An 18,665-nucleotide genomic window follows, 5' to 3' on the forward strand; every position below is an offset into this window, starting at 1 on the left:
GATTTTCGATAATAGCGATGAGATTTTTTTCTGCTGATCATAATATTTTCGTAATTTCTCTTTCTTCCCAACGAGCAAACACAAAATGAAAAAGAACCTTTTAAACCTGTTGTGTACAACAGCAATAATGCTCTCTGCAAATTATACATTTGCGCAATACCCGAATATTCCGGCCGATGTGAAAAAATCTTCTGATTCCATGATGAAAGAAGCCTATCACCAATCGGATATCGCCTGGGAAAAAGCAAAACCAATTATCGCAAAAGAAGCCGCTCAGGGCAAACCTTATATTCCATGGGCAGGAAGACCGAACGATTTACCTCAATCTAAATTATTAGCTTTTCCTGGAGCGGAAGGCGGTGGCGCTTATAGCTTTGGTGGTCATGGCGGTCGGGTGATCGTGGTCAAAAACTTAAATGATAGCGGACCAGGTTCATTACGCGACGCCTGCGAACAAGGTGGTGCCAGAATTGTAGTGTTTAATGTTGCTGGTATCATCCGCCTAAAAACACCTTTGATGATCCGGGCTCCTTATATTACGATTGCAGGCCAAACCGCACCTGGTGATGGTATTTGTGTAGCTGGCGAATCGGTTTGGTTAAATACCCACGATGTAATTGTACGTTTTATGCGTTTCAGAAGAGGTGAAACTTTTGTTGGCCGCAGGGATGATGCCATTGGTGGAAATCCGGTTGGGAATATTATGATCGATCACGTATCAGCAAGTTGGGGTTTAGACGAAAACATGTCGATGTACCGCCATATGTACAACGACAGTACAGGTAAAACAGAAGAAAAATTAGGGACAGTTAACATCACTATACAGAATTCGATCTTCTCTGAAGCATTAGATTACTGGAACCATGCATTCGGAAGTACTTTAGGTGGCGAAAATTGTGCATTTGTGCGTAACCTTTGGGCTGATAATGGTGCACGTAACCCATCAATTGGCTGGAACGGCATTTTTAACTTTGCAAATAACGTTGTATTTAACTGGAACAACCGCTCCACTGATGGTGGCGATTATACCGCACAGTACAATATCATTAACAACTTTTACAAACCTGGTCCGGTTACTGAATTAAAGGATCCGATCAGTTACCGCATTTTAAAACCAGAATCTGGCCGAAGTAAATTGCCCTATGTGGTTTTTGGCAGAGCTTATGTAGCCGGAAATATCATTGATGGAAATGAAAAAATAACTAAGGACAATTGGAATGGTGGTGTTCAATTAGAAGATAAAAAAGGAAATTTAATGTCTTTCGAAGCGGCAAGCAAATATTTTGCTGCGATGAAAGCTAAAGATCCATTTCCGATGCCTAAGATCAGCATTATTCCAACGCTACAAGCCAAAGATTATGTATTGGCAAATGCCGGTGCAACCTTACCAAAAAGAGATCCGGTCGATACCCGTATTGTTAAGCAGGTTACTACTGGGAAAATCGAGGTACATCCTGATGCCAAACCCTCTGCTTTTCAGTTCGAACACCGCCGTTTAGCTAAAGATTCATACAAACAAGGCATCATTACAGAAATTTCCCAGGTTGGTGGCTATCCGGATTATAAAGGAACGCCTTACAAAGACAGCGATGACGATGGTATGCCTGATGCTTACGAGCTAAAAAATGGTTTGAATCCTAAGGATGCATCTGATGCCTCAAAAATCACCAAAAGTGGCTATTCGAACATAGAGGTGTATTTAAATAGTGTTGTTCCGGTTTCGATTGTAAAACCTAAATAATATGCGTACCTGGAACTCAATTTTTAGCTTAATCGCATTATGCGCTATCGGAAATGTTGCGTTTGCACAATATCCGGTAATTCCCGAAGCCATGGAAAAGAAAGCCGATTCACTTTTAAAAAGCATCGAAGAAAAATCGGAACTGCAGTTTTTAAAAGTAAAACACATTGTAGATGAAGAAGCGAAACATGGCAAACCTTACATTCCATGGGCGGCTAAACCCAGCGATTTGCCACAAGCCAAAACTGTAGCTTTTCCTGGTGCCGAAGGTGGTGGCGCTTATTCTTTTGGCGGCCGTGGTGGGAAAGTTTATGTGGTAACCAGTCTGGAAGATTCAGGTAAGGGAACTTTACGTGAGGCCTGCGAACAAGGTGGAGCAAGAATTATTGTTTTCAATGTTTCGGGCATTATCAGATTAAAATCACCCTTAATTATCCGTGCACCATATATCACTATTGCTGGTCAAAGCGCTCCGGGCGATGGGATCTGCGTAGCTGGCGAATCGGTATGGATCAATACACACGATGTGGTGATCCGTTATATGCGTTTCCGCCGCGGTGCTACAGATGTTACCCGTAGAGACGATGCCATCGGTGGAAATCCTGTTGGTAATATCATCATTGATCATGTTTCAGCGAGCTGGGGATTAGATGAGAATATGTCGATTTATCGCCATGTTTACGACCCCAAAGACGGTTCAAAACCTGTAAAACTGCCAACTGTAAATGTAACGATTCAAAATTCGATCTTTTCTGAAGCTTTAGATACCTATAACCATGCCTTTGGAAGTACAATTGGTGGTTTAAATAGTACATTTATGCGTAACCTTTGGGCATCAAATATCAGTCGCAATCCATCAGTAGGTATGTACGGCGATTTTGGTTTTGCCAATAACGTAATTTTCAACTGGTGGAACCGCAGTGCAGATGGCGGTGATAATGCTTCTTTTTATAGTTTCATTAACAACTACTATAAACCAGGACCTATCACACCGGCCGGCGAACCGATTTCTTATCGTATCTTAAAACCAGAGTCTGGAAGAGATAAAAAATTCGCAAACGAATTTGGTAAGGCCTATGTAACCGGAAATATTATTGAAGGAAATGAAAAGGTAAGCAAAAACAATTGGGATGGTGGCGTTCAACCTGAAAGTAAAAGAGATAAACAAAAGTTATTAGATTCGATGAAAGTGGATAAACCTTTGCCAATGGCAAAAATTTCGATCATCGATACCAAAAAGGCTTATGATTATGTGCTGGCCAATGCAGGAGCATCTCTACCCGTACGCGATGCAGTAGACCAACGGATTATTAAACAGGTTACAACAGGTAAAATTGAACATGTTGAAGATGGTAAATTGCCTGCGAAACAAAGTTATGTGAAACGCCGTTTACCTGCTGATTCGTATAAACAGGGCATTATTTCTGATATCGCACAAGTAGGCGGTTATCCGGAATATAAGGGGAAACCTTATGTAGATACGGATCACGATGGAATACCAGATGCCTGGGAAACCAAAAATGGATTAAATCCTAAAGACGCCAAAGATGCTACAAAGGTATCGAAATCAGGTTATGCAAATATTGAAGTGTATTTGAATAGTTTGGTTAATATCGATAAAGTGAGACCGTAGAAGGTTGAAGGCTAAAAGGTGGAGGGTAGAAGGTGCAAATAGTACAAACCATTCAGCCGATAATAGCGGAACCATAAAAAAGAAAATCATCACGAAGAAAAATACTCATACTTGGTGTCTTCGTGCCTTAGTGGTCAAATAATTAAAACATGCCAATAACTAACCACATATTAAAATCCATGCAACGCAAAACCTTACCGATTTTGGTAACGGTCCTTTTGGCTGCTAATTATTCTTTTGCTCAAAAAACAAAACCAATAGAACCACCAAAACCAATCTTTAAAGGAAAGGACGGTAAATTGTCTTATACGCCTGATGCTGACGGAAACCGCATTCCTGATTTTTCATATGCAGGCTATATGGCGGGAGAAAATGCCATTCCAAATGCGACGATAAAAGTGCTTGTTCCTGTTTCAAAGGGCGATGCTACATTACGGATTCAATCGGCTATTAACTACGTAGCTAAATTACCAATTGGAAAAGATGGTTTGCGGGGTGCGGTCTTATTAGAAAAAGGAACTTACGAGGTCGGTGGAACATTAAGATTATCAGCTTCTGGAGTGGTGTTACGTGGAAGTGGGATGAGCGAAAATGGTACAAAAATTTTTGCAACGGGATTAGACCGCATGGGTTTAATCAGAATTTTAGGACAGAAAAACAGAGTAGAAGAACAGCCAGTTGCGATTACTGATACGTATGTGGCTGTTAATGCTAACAAAGTTACCTTATCAAATGCCAGCGGATTTAAAGTTGGCGATCAGATTTTGATCCACCGTCCATCAGCTAAAGAATGGATAGAAACGCTTAAAACGGTAGAATTTGGCGGGGGTGAAAGTGCTTTGGGTTGGAAACCAGGTACAAGAGATATCAACTGGGATAGAAAAATTATCGCCATAAACGGTAATACAATTACTTTTGATGCACCAATTACAACAGCTTTAGATGCTAAATTTGGCGGCGGAACCATTTCTAAATATAAATGGGCGGGTAGAATCGCGCAATCAGGTGTTGAAAATTTAAAAATTGAATCCGATTACCATAAAGACAATAGTAAAGACGAATACCATCGCTGGACAGCCATTTGTTTGGAGAATGTGCAAGATGCATGGGTTCGTCAGGTGGTGTTCGAACATTTTGCAGGTTCTGCCGTTAATGTACTCGAAACGGCTAAAAGAATTACTGTCGAAGATTGTAAATCGCTTGCCCCAGTTTCCGAGATTGGTGGTGAACGCCGTTTTACCTTTTTAACTACTGGCCAGCAAACACTTTTCCAAAGATTATATGCTGAATATGGCTACCACGATTTCGCTGTAGGTTTTTGTGCACCGGGACCAAATGTTTTTGTTCAGTGTCAGTCTTATTTGCCTTTCAGTTTTAGTGGCGCGATTGACAGCTGGGCATCAGGTGTCTTATTCGATATTGTAAACATCGACGGGCAAGCGTTGAGTTATTTAAACCGCGGTCAGGATGGACAAGGTGCTGGCTGGAGTGCAGCGAACAGTGTATTTTGGCAATGCAGTGCGGCAAGAGTTGATAATTTTCAGCCACCAACCGCCCAAAACTGGGCTTTTGGAACCTGGTCTCAATTTGCCGGAAACGGTTATTGGGACATGTCGAATGAACAGATTCAACCTCGAAGTTTGTATTATGCTCAGTTAAAGGATCGGATCGGTAGCAATGCGGAAACCAGAAATTTCGTGCTTCCGGTTGAAACCGAAGCATCAAGCAGTCCGCCAGTTGATGTGGCTCAAAAATTAACAAAGTTGGCATATAAACCCGCTTTAACGGTTTCAGAACACATTGATGCGGCAGCAGACAGATCTAAAATCCCAACAGATGCCGGTTCTGCAAAAAGTATTGATAAAATAGGTTTAGATAAAGTTACACAACCTCCACTTGCCGGAGTAATGGGTGTCAAAAACGGTTGGTTGGTTCGTGGCAGCGAAATCGTGCTTGGCGAACGTCAGGATGTACCCTGGTGGAGCGGAAGCGCCCGTCCGTATGCATTAAAAAATACTAAATTTCACATTACCCGGTTCGTTCCGGGCCGTTCTGGCAATGGACTAACCGATGATCTCGATTCCATTACAGATGCCATGAAAAATGGCTCAGTTAAAGTACTTGATCACAATTATGGCCTTTGGTACGATAGAAGGAGAGATGATCACGAACGCATCCGCCGTATGGATGGCGAGGTTTGGGCACCTTTCTACGAATTACCTTTTGCCCGTAGTGGACAGGATAAAGCCTGGGATGGTTTAAGTAAATACGATATCACCAAATACAATCTTTGGTATTGGGATAGGTTAAAACAATTTGCCAATCTGGCCGATCAAAAAGGTCTGGTTTTGATCCACGAAAATTATTTTCAGCATAACATTATTGAGGCTGGTGCACATTATGCCGATTTTCCATGGCGTACCGCAAACAACATCAACAATACCGGTTTTCCAGAGCCTGTTCCTTATGCGGGGGACAAACGCATTTTTATGGCTGAGCAATTTTACGATATCAGTAACGAACACCGCAGGGCGATCCATAAAGCTTACATCAGAAAATGCCTGGATAATTTTGACGGGAACACAGGGGTGATCCAGTTAATCGGTGCAGAATTTACAGGTCCTTTGCATTTTGTGCAATTCTGGATCGATACCATAAAAGAATGGGAGAAAGAAACAGGCAAACATCCAATTATTGGTTTAAGTGTAACCAAAGATGTGCAGGATGCCATTTTAGCCGATCCAGGCCGTGCTGACGTTGTCGATCTGATCGATATCAGGTATTGGCATTACCAGGCCGATGGAACAGCTTACGCACCACAAGGCGGATTAAGTTTAGCACCCCGTCAACATGCACGTTTGTTGAAACCTAAAAAAACTTCTTTCGAAGAGGTTTATCATGCTGTTTCTGAATACAAAAACAAATTCCCTGAGAAAGCTGTGATTTACTCAGGCGATAGCTTTGATAGTTTCGGATGGGCGATTTTAATGGCGGGAGGTTCACTCTCAAATGCCGAGGGAATTGATTCTTCTGTGTTAACAGCAGCTTCTTCAATGAAAGCATTTCTTCCGGCAGGAAAATCAGCTAAACAATATGGCTTAGAAAATTTAGGTAAAGCTTACATTTTATACAATGCTTCTGCTGATGCAATTAATCTCGATTTAAGTAAAATCAATGGGAAGTTCAATGTAAAAGTACTGAATACCAAAACGGGAACGGTACTTAAGGAAGAAAAAATAAATGGAGGATCAACTGTTAAACTGGATAAAACAGCGTCCGGCGACGAGGTACTCATCATCAATAAAATTTAACATGAATATTAAATCTAAAATATTTCTGCTTGCTGTAATTTCTTACCTGGCGCTTGGCTGTAAGAAAAAGCCACATTTTGGCGATAAAAGTCTCCTGGTTTCAGAGAATGGAAGATATTTGACCACTGGAGACGGCAAACCTTTTTTTTGGCTTGGCGACACGGGCTGGTTATTGTTCGGCAGGTTAACCAGAGAAGAAGCCAACACTTATCTTGAAGACCGCAAACAAAAAGGTTTTAATGTTATCCAGGTGATGTTATTACATGATGTGCCATCGAGAAATGTATATCTGGATTCTTCTATAGCGCATGCTGATGTTTCCAAACCCATGCTTACACCGGGCAATAATCCAAAAGATTCTTTGGCCTATGATTATTGGGATCATGTAGATTATATCATCGATAAGGCAGCTGAAAAGGGGCTTTACATGGCTTTAGTGCCAGTTTGGGGTACTAATGTCAAAAATAAAAAAGTAAATAAATCTCAGGCAAAGTCTTATTCTGAGTTTCTTGCACAACGTTATAAAGAAAAGTGGAATATCATCTGGTTAAACGGTGGCGATATTAAAGGCAGTGAAGGTGCCGATGTTTGGAATACCATCGGTGAAACTTTAAGAGCGAACGACCCGAATCATTTAATTACATTCCATCCAAGAGGCCGAACAGCATCCTCACAATGGTTCCATCAGGCTAAATGGTGCGATTTTGATATGGTTCAATCAGGCCACCGCCGTTATGATCAGGACACTTCAAAAAATGAGAAACTACATTACGGGGAAGATAATTGGAAATATATCGAGGCTGATTATAAGCTGAAGCCAACTAAACCAACCATCGATGGTGAACCTTCGTACGAAGATATCCCACAAGGTTTACACGATACCACTCAACCCCGTTGGACAGATAGCGATGTGAGAAGATATGGTTATTGGTCTGTCTTTGCAGGCGCTTTCGGTTATACCTACGGCCATAACTCGGTGATGCAGATGTACAAAAAAACAGATCTAAAGCCTGCTTATGGCCCTAAAGATCAATGGATCACAGCAATTAATGCGCCTGGCGCTAAGCAGATGCAGTACCTGAAAGATTTAATGCTTTCACACCCATATTTCGATCGTGTACCTGATCAGACTTTGGTTGCTGGTAAAAATGGAGAAAAGTATGAGCGCGTACTGGCCACGAGAGGTGAAGAGTTTGCCATGTTTTATACTTATACAGGCAGAAATTTCAGTGTACAACTGGGTAAAATAGATGGCGATGAAGTAAAGGTATCCTGGTTTGATCCAAGAACAGGAAAAATTACAGCAATTGGTGAATTTGAAAATAAAGGAATAAAGGAATTTAACCCACCGGGCGAACCTGCAAATGGTAACGATTGGGTGTTGGTATTGGAAGAGATATAGAAGAAGCGAGTAGCGATCGGCGTATGGCGTTTAGCCCGCACAAGATCGTCATTGCAAGAAGGAACGATAGACTGCCCCGACTTTTCGGTTCGTCATCCTGAATTTATTTCAGGATCTATTGTGATGAAACAATGTCTCTCTGAGCGTAGTTGAAAGGCAATCTTTTCAGCTAATTATAGAAGAAGGTCTTCGACTACGCTCAGACTGACAAATAATAAAAAAGAATAATTAAAAAAACAGTGTACAAACTAAAATCCATATCATCTTTTCGCGTAGCTATCATTGGCCTGCTGTTGTGCGGATTAACATCTTGCTCAAAAAAGGCGTACCTGTTTACCTCTTTCCACGAGCCAGCTAACGAAGGGTTAAGGCTTTTATACAGCTACGATGCTTACCACTGGACAGATTTAAATAAAACTTTCCTGAAACCAATGGTAGGCACGCAAAAAGTGTTACGCGATCCATCAATCGTTCAGGGACCAGATGGAACCTTTCATTTGGTATGGACCTGTAGTTGGAAAGGCGATAAAGGTTTTGGGTATGCCAGCTCAAAAGATCTGATCAATTGGAGCGAACAAAAATTCCTTCCGGTAATGGAAAGCGAGCCAAAAACTGTAAATGTTTGGGCGCCTGAGATTTTCTATGATAATGAGAAAAGTGAATATGTAATGATCTGGGCATCAACTATACCATTCCGTTTTGCTAAAGGAATAGAAGAAGAAGAAAATAACCACCGGATGTACAGCATTACCACAAAAGACTTTGTGACTTTTTCGAAACCCAAACTATTTCTTGATCCTGGTTTTAGTGTAATTGATGCAGTGATCGTGAAACGGGCTAGTAAAGATTATGTATTGGTTTTGAAAGACAATACACGCCCGAACAGGAATTTAAAAGTAGCTTTTGCAAAAGATGCTTTGGGCCCATATGAAAATCTTTCAGAAGCTTTTAGTCCAAAATTAACCGAAGGACCAACAGTTGTAAAAGTTGGAAAAGAATGGCTGATTTACTTTGATGCTTACGGACAAAAGATTTATTCTGCCTATAAAACTGCTGATTTTAAAACTTTTAAGGATGTAACTAAAGAAGTTTCCATGCCTGAAGGGCATAAACACGGAACGATTATAAAAGTAAAAAGGAAATTGATTGAAGAATTGAAGAAATTAAATAATTAAATATAGCTGTCATCCTGAGGTACGAAGGATCTCCAGGCGATAGAAAAATGACGCTGAATATCACCCAACGACCTTTGATAGGTTAAATCGAGGCAGTGCGAATCTGCTAGAGATTCTTCCTTCGTCAGAATGACAGACCATAATAATAAAAATGAAAATATTTAAAATACTTTGTATAAGCCTAACACTAATACTTGCGGTAACAAATTCGCAGGCGCAGGATACGGTACGTTATACAGGCAAAACCCTGGTCAATGCAGATTACCACCATGGCCAGCTTTCGCCGGTAATGGGCGTGCACAATATCCAAACTTTTCGTGCGAACCGGGAACACCCTGAATTGGCCGAAAACTTTGGCTGGACCTACAACCACGCACCCATGCTCGCTTATTGGAACAACAAATTTTACATCGAATACCTGAGTGATCAAGTTGGCGAAAGCATCCCGCCAGGTCAAACATTACTGCAATCATCAAAAGATGGTTACAACTGGACTAAACCAGAAGTTGTTTTTCCAGTTTACCGTATTCCAGATGGAACCACAAAAGAGGGCAGAACTGATGTGGCAAAAGATTTAGATGCCGTGATGCATCAACGCATGGGTTTTTATGTTTCCACTAAAAACATCTTCCTGGTTTTGGGTTTTTACGCCATCAGTTTTGACGCCAAAGACGATCCAAACGATGGTCATGGTATTGGCAGGGCGGTAAGGGAAATTCAGGCAGATGGGAAATACGGTCCGGTTTATTTTATTCACTATAACCCAGGCTATTCTGAGAAAAACACTAAATACCCATTATACGCCAAAAGTAAAAGTAAAGCTTTTGTTGATGCTTGCAACGAGTTGTTGGCGAATAAGTTAATGACACAACAATGGAATGAAGAAGCCGATAGGAAAGATCCATTAATTACCTTGCAAAAGCAATATAAAGCTTTCAGTTATTATCATTTGCCTGATGGAAGAGTGGTTGGTTTATGGAAAAATGCTTTAACTGCCATCAGCAAAGACGATGGTAAAAGCTGGCCAGAAAGTGCTTCGCGGGCACCTGGATTTGTGAATAGCAATGCCAAAATATGGGGACAAAAAACCTCCGATGGGAATTATGCTACAGTGTATAATCCTTCAGAATACCGTTGGCCTCTAGCTATATCAACAAGCAAAAACGGATTGGATTTCACCAATCTGTTATTGGTGAACGGTGAAATTACCCCAATGCGTTACGGTGGCAACTATAAGTCTTACGGTCCGCAATATGTTCGGGGTATTGAAGAAGGCAACGGTAAACCTGCCGATGGAAAACTATGGGTAACCTATAGCATGAATAAAGAAGATATCTGGATTTCTTCTGTTCCGGTACCTGTAAACGACAAAGTCACACAGCATGTAAATGATGATTTTGGTAAAATACCGGTAGGTAAAGCACTCGACCTATGGAATATTTACAGTCCGCTTTGGGCGCCTGTAAAGGTCGAAAATGGCACTCTGGTTTTAAGAGACAAAGATCCTTTTGATTATGCCATAGCCGAAAGATTATTTCCTGCATCTAAAAAAGTGATCACCTCATTTTCGGTTACGCCAAAACAGAATGATTTTGGCTTATTGGAAATTGAATTACAGGATGCAAAGGGAACAGCCTCGGTTCGCCTGACTTTTGATACCGCTGGAACAGTAAGCGCAAAGGCGGGCGCACGTTACAAAAACTTTATGAAATATGAGGCCGGTAAAAGTTATGATATCAAACTGAAATTAGATGCCTTTACGCGGTTTTACACGATTACTATAAATGGAAAAGATGTATTAACCAGTCTGGCTTTTCAACCTGTTGCTGATGTATCCAGAATTGTTTTCCGCACCGGTGATGTTCGCCGCTATCCGGATGTAGATACAGCTGCTGATCAAACCTATGATCTAAAAAATGCAGGTGAATCAACAAAGGAGGCTGTTTATTCGATAAAATATTTAAAAACGGAGGGATTTTAGGATGAGAAAACAGTTTGGAGTTTGGTGTTTGGGGTTTGGGGTTTTCATCTCGTTGCGTTCCAAAGCGTTCGTCATTCCGACCGCCTCATCGTCATTGCGAGGAGGTACGACGCGGCAATCTATTGTGTTATTACTACTTCTTTTCTCCCTCTCCACCAATGCAAAAATCCTCTTGCCTCAAATTTTATCAAGCAATATGGTTTTGCAACGCGAAAAACCAATCAACATCTGGGGCTTTGCGGCAGTTGGCGAGAAAGTAGAAGTGGCATTTGCAGGTCAGAAAAAGGAAACCATTAGCGACAAAAACGGAAACTGGTTAGTGGTTTTAGCGCCATTAAAAACGTCTGCAAAACCTCAAACAATGACCATCAGTGGCTCGAATAAGATTGAACTGACCAACATTTTGGTAGGTGAGGTTTGGGTATGTTCAGGTCAATCGAATATGGAATACGCCATGCGTAAACTGGCAAAAATCCCTAAACCTAAAAATGTAAAATTAGGTTTCCCGTCAGATGAAGTTGTTAAAGCCAAAAACGATCAGATCAGAATTTTTCTGGTTAATCGCAAAACCTTGATCAAACCTGATTCCATTCATAAAAGCTGGGCAGTAGCTCAGGATTCGGCCTTACGTGCTTTTTCGGCAGTGGGTTATTTCTTCGCGAAGGCAATTCAGGAAAAGCTGGGTATTGCTGTTGGCATGATCTCTTCGGCCATTCCAGGCAGTGCCATTGAGCCCTGGATTTCAGAAAATGCATTTACACAGGAAGACTATTTCAAAAATCAAAAAGTAGGCAACGATCCAGGTAAGTTTTATCCCACCATGGTAGAACCACTTACGCAATTTAAAATCCGTGGTTTTTTGTGGTATCAGGGCGAAACCAATTGTTTTTTGAATGAAAAGATCAGTTACGCCTATAAAATGAAAGTATTGATCAATAGCTGGAGAAAAGCCTGGAAAGAAAATGATCTTCCATTTTATTATGTACAGATTGCCCCTTTCAATTATTCCAAAACCAAAGGAAAAGTACCTGTTGATGAAAATACAGAACCCGAACTTTGGGAAGCACAAACGCAATTGTTGCGGTTGCCTAACACAGGCATGGTTTCTACAAATGATTTAACAGATTCGAACGAAGACCTGCACCCGACATACAAATGGGAGGTAGGTAGAAGATTGGCGCTGTGGGCACTGGCCAAAACCTACCATCAAAAAATTGATTTTTCTGGTCCCATTTATAAAGCAGTTTCATTTAAAGAAGGAAAAGCATGGTTGGATTTCGACTATTTGAAAGCCACTTCATCTGGTCCAATTCATGGATTTACAATTGCCGGAAAGGATGGTAAATTCGTGAATGCCGAGGCTGTTGTTAAAAATGAAAAAGTAATCGTCTCAGCAAAAGACATTAAAACACCTGTTGCAGTGCGATACAACTGGACGGAGAATCCATCAGGGGATTTTTACAGCGATGCCTTACCTGCTTTGCCTTTCCGTACGGATAATCCTTTAACTAAAACTTTTAACACCAATTAATGAAACGCAGATTTATACTCTTCTTGTGTTTAATAACTATGTTTTGTACGCTTAGGGCACAGCAAACAGATAAATTATACCTATCGGGAACCGGAAATGACAATACCGTGAATTGGGATTTCTTTTGTACAGCTGGCGCCAATTCGGGTAAATGGACCACCATCCCGGTTCCTTCAAACTGGGAGCTGCAAGGCTTTGGAAAATATAATTATGGTTTCAATAAAGAAGAAAATAAAGGTAAGGAAGAAGGTCTTTACCAGTACAAATTTAAGGTTCCCTCTGCCTTGAAAAATAAGGAAATCAATATTGTTTTTGAAGGCTCAATGACTGATACCGAAGTCAAAATTAACGGTCAGTTGGCGGGAGAAATCCACCAGGGCTCATTTTATGTTTTTAAATACGACATTTCCAAAATGATTAAATTTGATGCCGATAATTTACTTGAAGTGAAGGTGTCCAAACATTCTGACAATCAATCAGTTAATGAAGCCGAACGCAAAGCTGATTTTTGGATTTTTGGTGGTATTTTCAGACCTGTTTACCTCGAATGTTTACCACAAACGCATATCGATCGGATCCAGATTGATGCCAAAGCTGATGGCAATTTAAATGCGCAATTGGGTTATATAGGCAATGCAGATAAGATTGAAGTGGAAGTTTTAGGAAAAGATGGAAAAAGGCTTGGCGATAAATTTACAACTTCAATAAACGCAGGAGGTAAAAACGTACAGCTAAACCATCAATTTTCCAATCCTGCATTGTGGTCTTCAGAGTTTCCAAACTTGTACACCGCAAACTTTACTTTAATTAAAAACGGAAAGAAAATCCACCAAATTTCGAAAAAGATCGGTTTTAGAACAGTTGAAGTAAAAGAACGTGATGGTGTGTATGTCAATGGCGTGAAAATGAAATTCAAAGGTGTAAACCGACATTCATTTTACCCTACGTCGGGTAGAACAACGAGCAAAAAAATCAGTATTACTGATGTTTTACTAATGAAAGAAATGAACATGAATGCCGTCCGGATGTCGCATTATCCGCCAGACGGACATTTCCTAGACGTTTGCGATTCGCTCGGTTTATTTGTAATGGATGAGCTAGCCGGTTGGCACGGCACTTATGATACGCCAACCGGAACAAAGTTGATGAAAGAAATGATGCTGAATGATGAAAACCACCCATCAATTATATTTTGGGCGAATGGAAACGAAGGTGGACACAACCGCGAACTCGATCACCTTTTTGCTGAACAGGATATTCAAAAACGACCTTTAATTCATCCCTGGGAAGTTTTTAACGGATTCGAAACCACACATTATCGTGAGTTTAATTACGGGATCGGTAATTATGATCATGGACATAACATCCTAATGCCAACTGAATTTTTGCATGGCATGTGGGATGGCGGTCATGGCGCAGGCATCGAAGATTATTGGAATGCCATGTGGAACAATCCGCTTTCGGCAGGCGGTTTCCTTTGGGATTTTGCCGATCAGGGCGTGGTACGTACCGATAAAAACGGCATACTGGATACCGATGGAAATCATGGTCCTGACGGGATTGTTGGGCCTTACCACGAAAAAGAAGGTAGTTTTTTTACGATTAAAGAAGTCTGGAGTCCTGTTTTTGTGGAGAAAAGAGAAATGACAGCAGGTTTTGATGGTTCGTTTACATTAGAAAACCGCTATGCATTTACCAACCTTAATCAATGTACTTTCAACTGGAAACTGAAGAAATTGAAAGCAGGAACTGATTCCGAATTTAAATCGGGTAAAACTGATGCGCCAAATGTTAAACCCTTTGAAAAAGGGAAATTGCAGGTTAATCTTCCAGCGGATTGGAGGAACTTTGATGCGCTTTATCTAACGGCAAGCGGGCCAGACGGTAAAGAATTGTTTACCTGGAGTTTCCCGATTGCGCTACCTAAAGATGATGCAGAGAAAATCGTCATAAAAACAGGTGCTTCGAAAGTGATCCTAAAAGAAGATTCAAAAGTTTATCAGGTTTCTGCCAATGGTATTGATTTAACTTTTGATAAAACTACTGGTTTGCTGCAACAGGCCAAGAATGCGAAAGGTGTAATTCCATTTTCAAACGGTCCGGTTTTACAAGAAGGGATCAATAATTTTAAAGGCTTTACTGCCAAAATGGATGGCGAAAATGTAGTGATTTCATCCAAATTTGATAAAAAAGAAAGCTGGAATACTTTACAGTGGACCATTTACCCATCAGGCTGGTTAAAAATGGAAGTGAAGTATTTTCCATCCGATTACTTTACCACTTTCGTGGGTTTGAATTTTTCGTATCCAGAAACAGTAATCAAAGCGGTAGAATATAAAGGCAACGGACCATATCGTGTTTGGAAAAACAGAATGAAAGGCACCGAGTTTGGCATCTGGAAAAAGGATTATAACAACTCGGCAACGGGTGAAGCGCCCTGGCAATATCCTGAATTTAAAGGTTATTATTCAAATATGTACTGGTGCGAATTTATAGGCAAACAACAATCATTCAAAGTCATAACTGATCGTGAAGACGTTTTTCTACGCTTATTCACACCAAAAAAATCTAAAGATACAGAATACGATAACATGAGTCCTACTTTTCCTAATGGTGATATTTCATTTATGAATGCAATTTCGGCAATTGGAACAAAAACCCAAAAACCCGAAACAACCGGGCCAATGGGAATGAAGAACATTTATTATGATTTCGATAAAGATCCAGGCAGGGCATTAAATATGACTTTGTATTTTGATTTTTCGGCGAATACATCGTCATTGCGAGGAGGTACGACGAAGCAATCTCATTAATGAATTATTAGAATGATAACCTATAAACAAAAGATTGCTTCAGCTCGCACAAGTCCAGCTTCGCAATGACGACCATATGAGAACCAAAAGAATAAAATAAAGAAGAGAGAGTAATTAGAGAACTATAAAATCTGTGTAATCCAACAATCTGTATAATCAAATGCGAAGCATAATCAACAGCAAAGCGTAATGAACATTAAAATCTACATAGCGATCATCAGCATTTGCTTACTATCCTTTTCAAAAGTGATGGCGCAAGTGGCGTTGAAAAATACCACCTGCGAGATGCTCGAAAATCCGTTGGGGATTGATGTTTTAAAACCTCGATTGGCATGGCAAATCATCTCGAGTGAACGTAATGTAATGCAAACCGCTTATCAAATTTTAGTTTCCTCATCAGTAGAAAAATTAAAAGCGAATGAGGGCGATTTATGGGATTCAGGAAAGCTTAACGATCAGGAATCTATTCATGTAACCTACAACGGAAAAGAACTCAAAAGTAGGGAGAAAGTATATTGGAAAGTTAAAGTATGGACGAGTGCAGGCGAAAGTATATGGTCGGCCAACAATTATTTTTCCATGGGTTTGCTGTATTACAAAGACTGGCCAAAAGGCTGGATTGGTTTTGATAGGGCATTTCCCTGGGACAACATTAAAACCGATTCTCGCTTATCGGCAAGGTATTTCCGAAAAGAGTTTCAGAGTACAAAAGAAATCAAATCCGCTACTGCATCTATTGTGGGTTTGGGTTTATATGAGTTGTTTATCAACGGAAAAAAAGTGGGTAATGATGTTTTATCTCCATCGCCTACAGATTACACCAAAAACGTAAAGTATAATACTTACGATGTAAGCAGTTATATCCTAAGGGGTAAAAATGCGGTGGGCGCTATACTCGGAAATGGCCGTTTCTTCGCGATGCGTCAAAATGAAAAACCTTATAAGATTAAAACATTTGGTTTCCCAAAAATGCTGATGAACGTCAATATTGTATACACCGACGGAACAACCGCAAATATCGATACCGACGACAGCTGGAAAGGCACAACGGATGGACCAATCAGAGCCAATAACGAATATGATGGCGAGGAATACGATGCTACAAAAGAAACTACAGGCTGGAATAAGATCGGTTTTGATGATAGCAAATGGGCAAAAGCAGAATATGTACAAGAACCAACCGGGACCATTGAAGCCCAGATGAATGAAAACATGAAGGTGATGAATACACTTAAGCCTGTTTCCATTATTAAACTCTCGGGTGGCCGGTATATTTTAGATATGGGACAGAATATGGTGGGTTGGTTGCAGATCAAGGTAAAAGGTATAAAAGGCAAACAAATCAAAATGCGTTTTGCTGAATCCTTACAAGATAATGGAGAACTTTTTACAGCCAACCTTCGTAATGCAAAATGTACCGATTTGTACACGTTAAAAGGAGGTGAGGCAGAAACCTGGGAACCTACTTTTGCCTATCGCGGATTTAGGTACGTAGAACTTTCGGGATATACTTATCAACCATCAGTAAATGATTTTCTTGGCAAAATGATTTACGATAATATTAAAACAGTCGGAACCTTCGAAACTTCGGATGCTTTAACCAATCAGCTCTTTAAAAATGCCTGGTGGGGCATTGCAGGAAGTTATAAGGGGATTCCGGTTGATTGTCCGCAACGCAACGAGCGCATGCCTTGGCTGGGCGATAGGGGTGCTGTAGCTTACGGAGAAAGTTTTCTCTTTGATAACGGCCGTTTTTATGCGAAATGGTTGCAGGACATCAGAAATTCGCAGAAAGAGGATGGCGCTATTCCAGATGTTGCACCAGCTTTTTGGCGGTACTACAGCGACAACATGACCTGGCCAGGCGCCATGCTTTTGGTTACCGAAATGCTTTACAAACAAACTGGTGATGTTTCTGCTGTTCGAGATAATTATCCGGTAATGAAAAAATGGCTCGCTTACATGCAAGATCGTTATATGAAAGATTATATTTTAACCAAAGATAGTTATGGCGATTGGTGCATGCCGCCCGTTACCATCGAGTTTGGCCGTGGCAAAAGTGCCGACAAAAAGTATCCTTCTGAATTAATTTCAACCGCTTATTATTATCATTTCACGCAGTTGATGATACAATTTGCTAGGGTAAGCGGCAACGATAAAGATGTAAAAACTTATGAGTTTCTGGGAAATAAAATCAAAGATGCCTTTAATAAGAAATACTATAACGATAAAGGTTATTATGCCAGCAATGCATTAACCGACAACATCATTCCGCTTTATTTTGGGATGGTGCCGCAAAACAATATAGATCAGGTATTTAAGAATATAACCTACACGGTCGAAATCACCAATAAAGGGCATTTAAGTAATGGTTTGGTAGGGATTCAGTGGTTAATGCGCTGTTTAAACGATTATGGGCGACCAGATTTAGCTTATACTGTGGCTACACAGAAAACTTATCCAAGCTGGGGTTATATGGTAGACAACGGCGCCACCACCATTTGGGAGTTGTGGAATGGAAATACTGCGGATCCAAAAATGAATTCGCAAAACCATGTCATGATGCTTGGCGATCTATTGATCTGGTATTATGAAAATCTGGCTGGTATAAAATCAGAAAGCGGGGCGTTTAAAAAAATCGTTATGAAACCCGAAATGATTAACGGCTTAAATTCGGTCAATGCCAGTTACAATTCGGTTTATGGATTGATCAAAAGCAGTTATAATAAAACAGGAAATCAGTTTAACTGGACTGTTACCATACCACCAAATACCACGGCACAGGTGTACATTCCTGCAAATAACAAAAATGAAATTTCAGAAAAACTGAAATCAATAAAGAATTTAAAATTTATAAAAATGGAGAATAACAGAGCGATTTATGAGCTAGGTTCAGGCGATTATGCTTTTGTGGTGGAGAAAAGATAAATGGTCTGTGATGACACAGGCCGTGGAGTGTCATCATCATTGCAAGACACTAAGAAATCTTACAACAATAGCAAGAGCATTAGGATGGCTTTGTACATCACAATGAAGGAAACTAAAACTGAATATGACCAATATAAAATTAAAGATTCT

9 protein-coding genes are annotated in these 18,665 nt (G+C 40.4%); all 9 read left to right on the plus strand.

What is annotated here, in order from left to right; all coding sequences use genetic code 11:
* Positions 1-85 precede the first annotated feature (85 nt).
* The 9 genes from R2S57_RS23830 to R2S57_RS23870 all read left to right on the plus strand — a co-directional run bounded on the left by R2S57_RS23830 (position 86) and on the right by R2S57_RS23870 (position 18,515).
* Entirely contained in the window at positions 86-1,741 is a 1,656-nt protein-coding gene (locus tag R2S57_RS23830; RefSeq protein ID WP_316847424.1) for a polysaccharide lyase, read from the plus strand.
* 1 nt (position 1,742) lies between these two features.
* Positions 1,743-3,374 carry a polysaccharide lyase gene (locus R2S57_RS23835; RefSeq protein ID WP_316847425.1) on the plus strand — a complete coding sequence of 544 codons (1,632 nt, stop codon included), beginning with the start codon at positions 1,743-1,745 and terminating at the stop codon, positions 3,372-3,374.
* 179 nt (positions 3,375-3,553) lie between these two features.
* Complete coding sequence (locus R2S57_RS23840) at positions 3,554-6,685, plus strand: DUF6298 domain-containing protein (RefSeq protein ID WP_316847426.1); 3,132 nt, start codon at positions 3,554-3,556, stop codon at positions 6,683-6,685.
* A gap of 1 nt (position 6,686) precedes the next feature.
* Entirely contained in the window at positions 6,687-8,087 is a 1,401-nt protein-coding gene (locus tag R2S57_RS23845; protein ID WP_316847427.1) for a glycoside hydrolase family 140 protein, read from the plus strand.
* Positions 8,088-8,326: 239 nt separating this feature from the next.
* The gene (locus R2S57_RS23850) at positions 8,327-9,262 is read left to right on the plus strand and encodes a glycoside hydrolase family 43 protein (RefSeq protein WP_316847428.1); all 936 of its coding nucleotides are present in this window, start codon (positions 8,327-8,329) and stop codon (positions 9,260-9,262) included.
* 151 nt (positions 9,263-9,413) lie between these two features.
* Entirely contained in the window at positions 9,414-11,243 is a 1,830-nt protein-coding gene (locus R2S57_RS23855) for a six-hairpin glycosidase (protein ID WP_316847429.1), read from the plus strand.
* 172 nt (positions 11,244-11,415) lie between these two features.
* Positions 11,416-12,774, plus strand: coding sequence for a sialate O-acetylesterase (locus R2S57_RS23860; protein WP_316847430.1), 1,359 nt, complete (start codon positions 11,416-11,418; stop codon positions 12,772-12,774).
* Positions 12,775-12,812: 38 nt separating this feature from the next.
* Positions 12,813-15,587 carry a glycoside hydrolase family 2 protein gene (locus R2S57_RS23865; RefSeq protein ID WP_316847431.1) on the plus strand — a complete coding sequence of 925 codons (2,775 nt, stop codon included), beginning with the start codon at positions 12,813-12,815 and terminating at the stop codon, positions 15,585-15,587.
* A gap of 189 nt (positions 15,588-15,776) precedes the next feature.
* Positions 15,777-18,515, plus strand: coding sequence for an alpha-L-rhamnosidase (locus R2S57_RS23870; RefSeq protein WP_316847432.1), 2,739 nt, complete (start codon positions 15,777-15,779; stop codon positions 18,513-18,515).
* The last annotated feature ends 150 nt before the right edge of the window (positions 18,516-18,665 follow it).

The sequence above is a fragment of the Pedobacter psychrodurus genome (assembly GCF_032678585.1).
GTDB classification, from domain to species: Bacteria; Bacteroidota; Bacteroidia; order Sphingobacteriales; family Sphingobacteriaceae; genus Pedobacter; species Pedobacter psychrodurus_A.

Coding starts and splice junctions, on each gene's coding strand:
- R2S57_RS23830 (WP_316847424.1), top strand. CDS start 86: ATGAAAAAGAACCTTTTAAACCTGTTGTGTACAACAGCAATAATGCTC.
- R2S57_RS23835 (WP_316847425.1), top strand. CDS start 1,743: ATGCGTACCTGGAACTCAATTTTTAGCTTAATCGCATTATGCGCTATC.
- R2S57_RS23840 (WP_316847426.1), top strand. CDS start 3,554: ATGCAACGCAAAACCTTACCGATTTTGGTAACGGTCCTTTTGGCTGCT.
- R2S57_RS23845 (WP_316847427.1), top strand. CDS start 6,687: ATGAATATTAAATCTAAAATATTTCTGCTTGCTGTAATTTCTTACCTG.
- R2S57_RS23855 (WP_316847429.1), top strand. CDS start 9,414: ATGAAAATATTTAAAATACTTTGTATAAGCCTAACACTAATACTTGCG.
- R2S57_RS23865 (WP_316847431.1), top strand. CDS start 12,813: ATGTTTTGTACGCTTAGGGCACAGCAAACAGATAAATTATACCTATCG.
- R2S57_RS23870 (WP_316847432.1), top strand. CDS start 15,777: ATGAACATTAAAATCTACATAGCGATCATCAGCATTTGCTTACTATCC.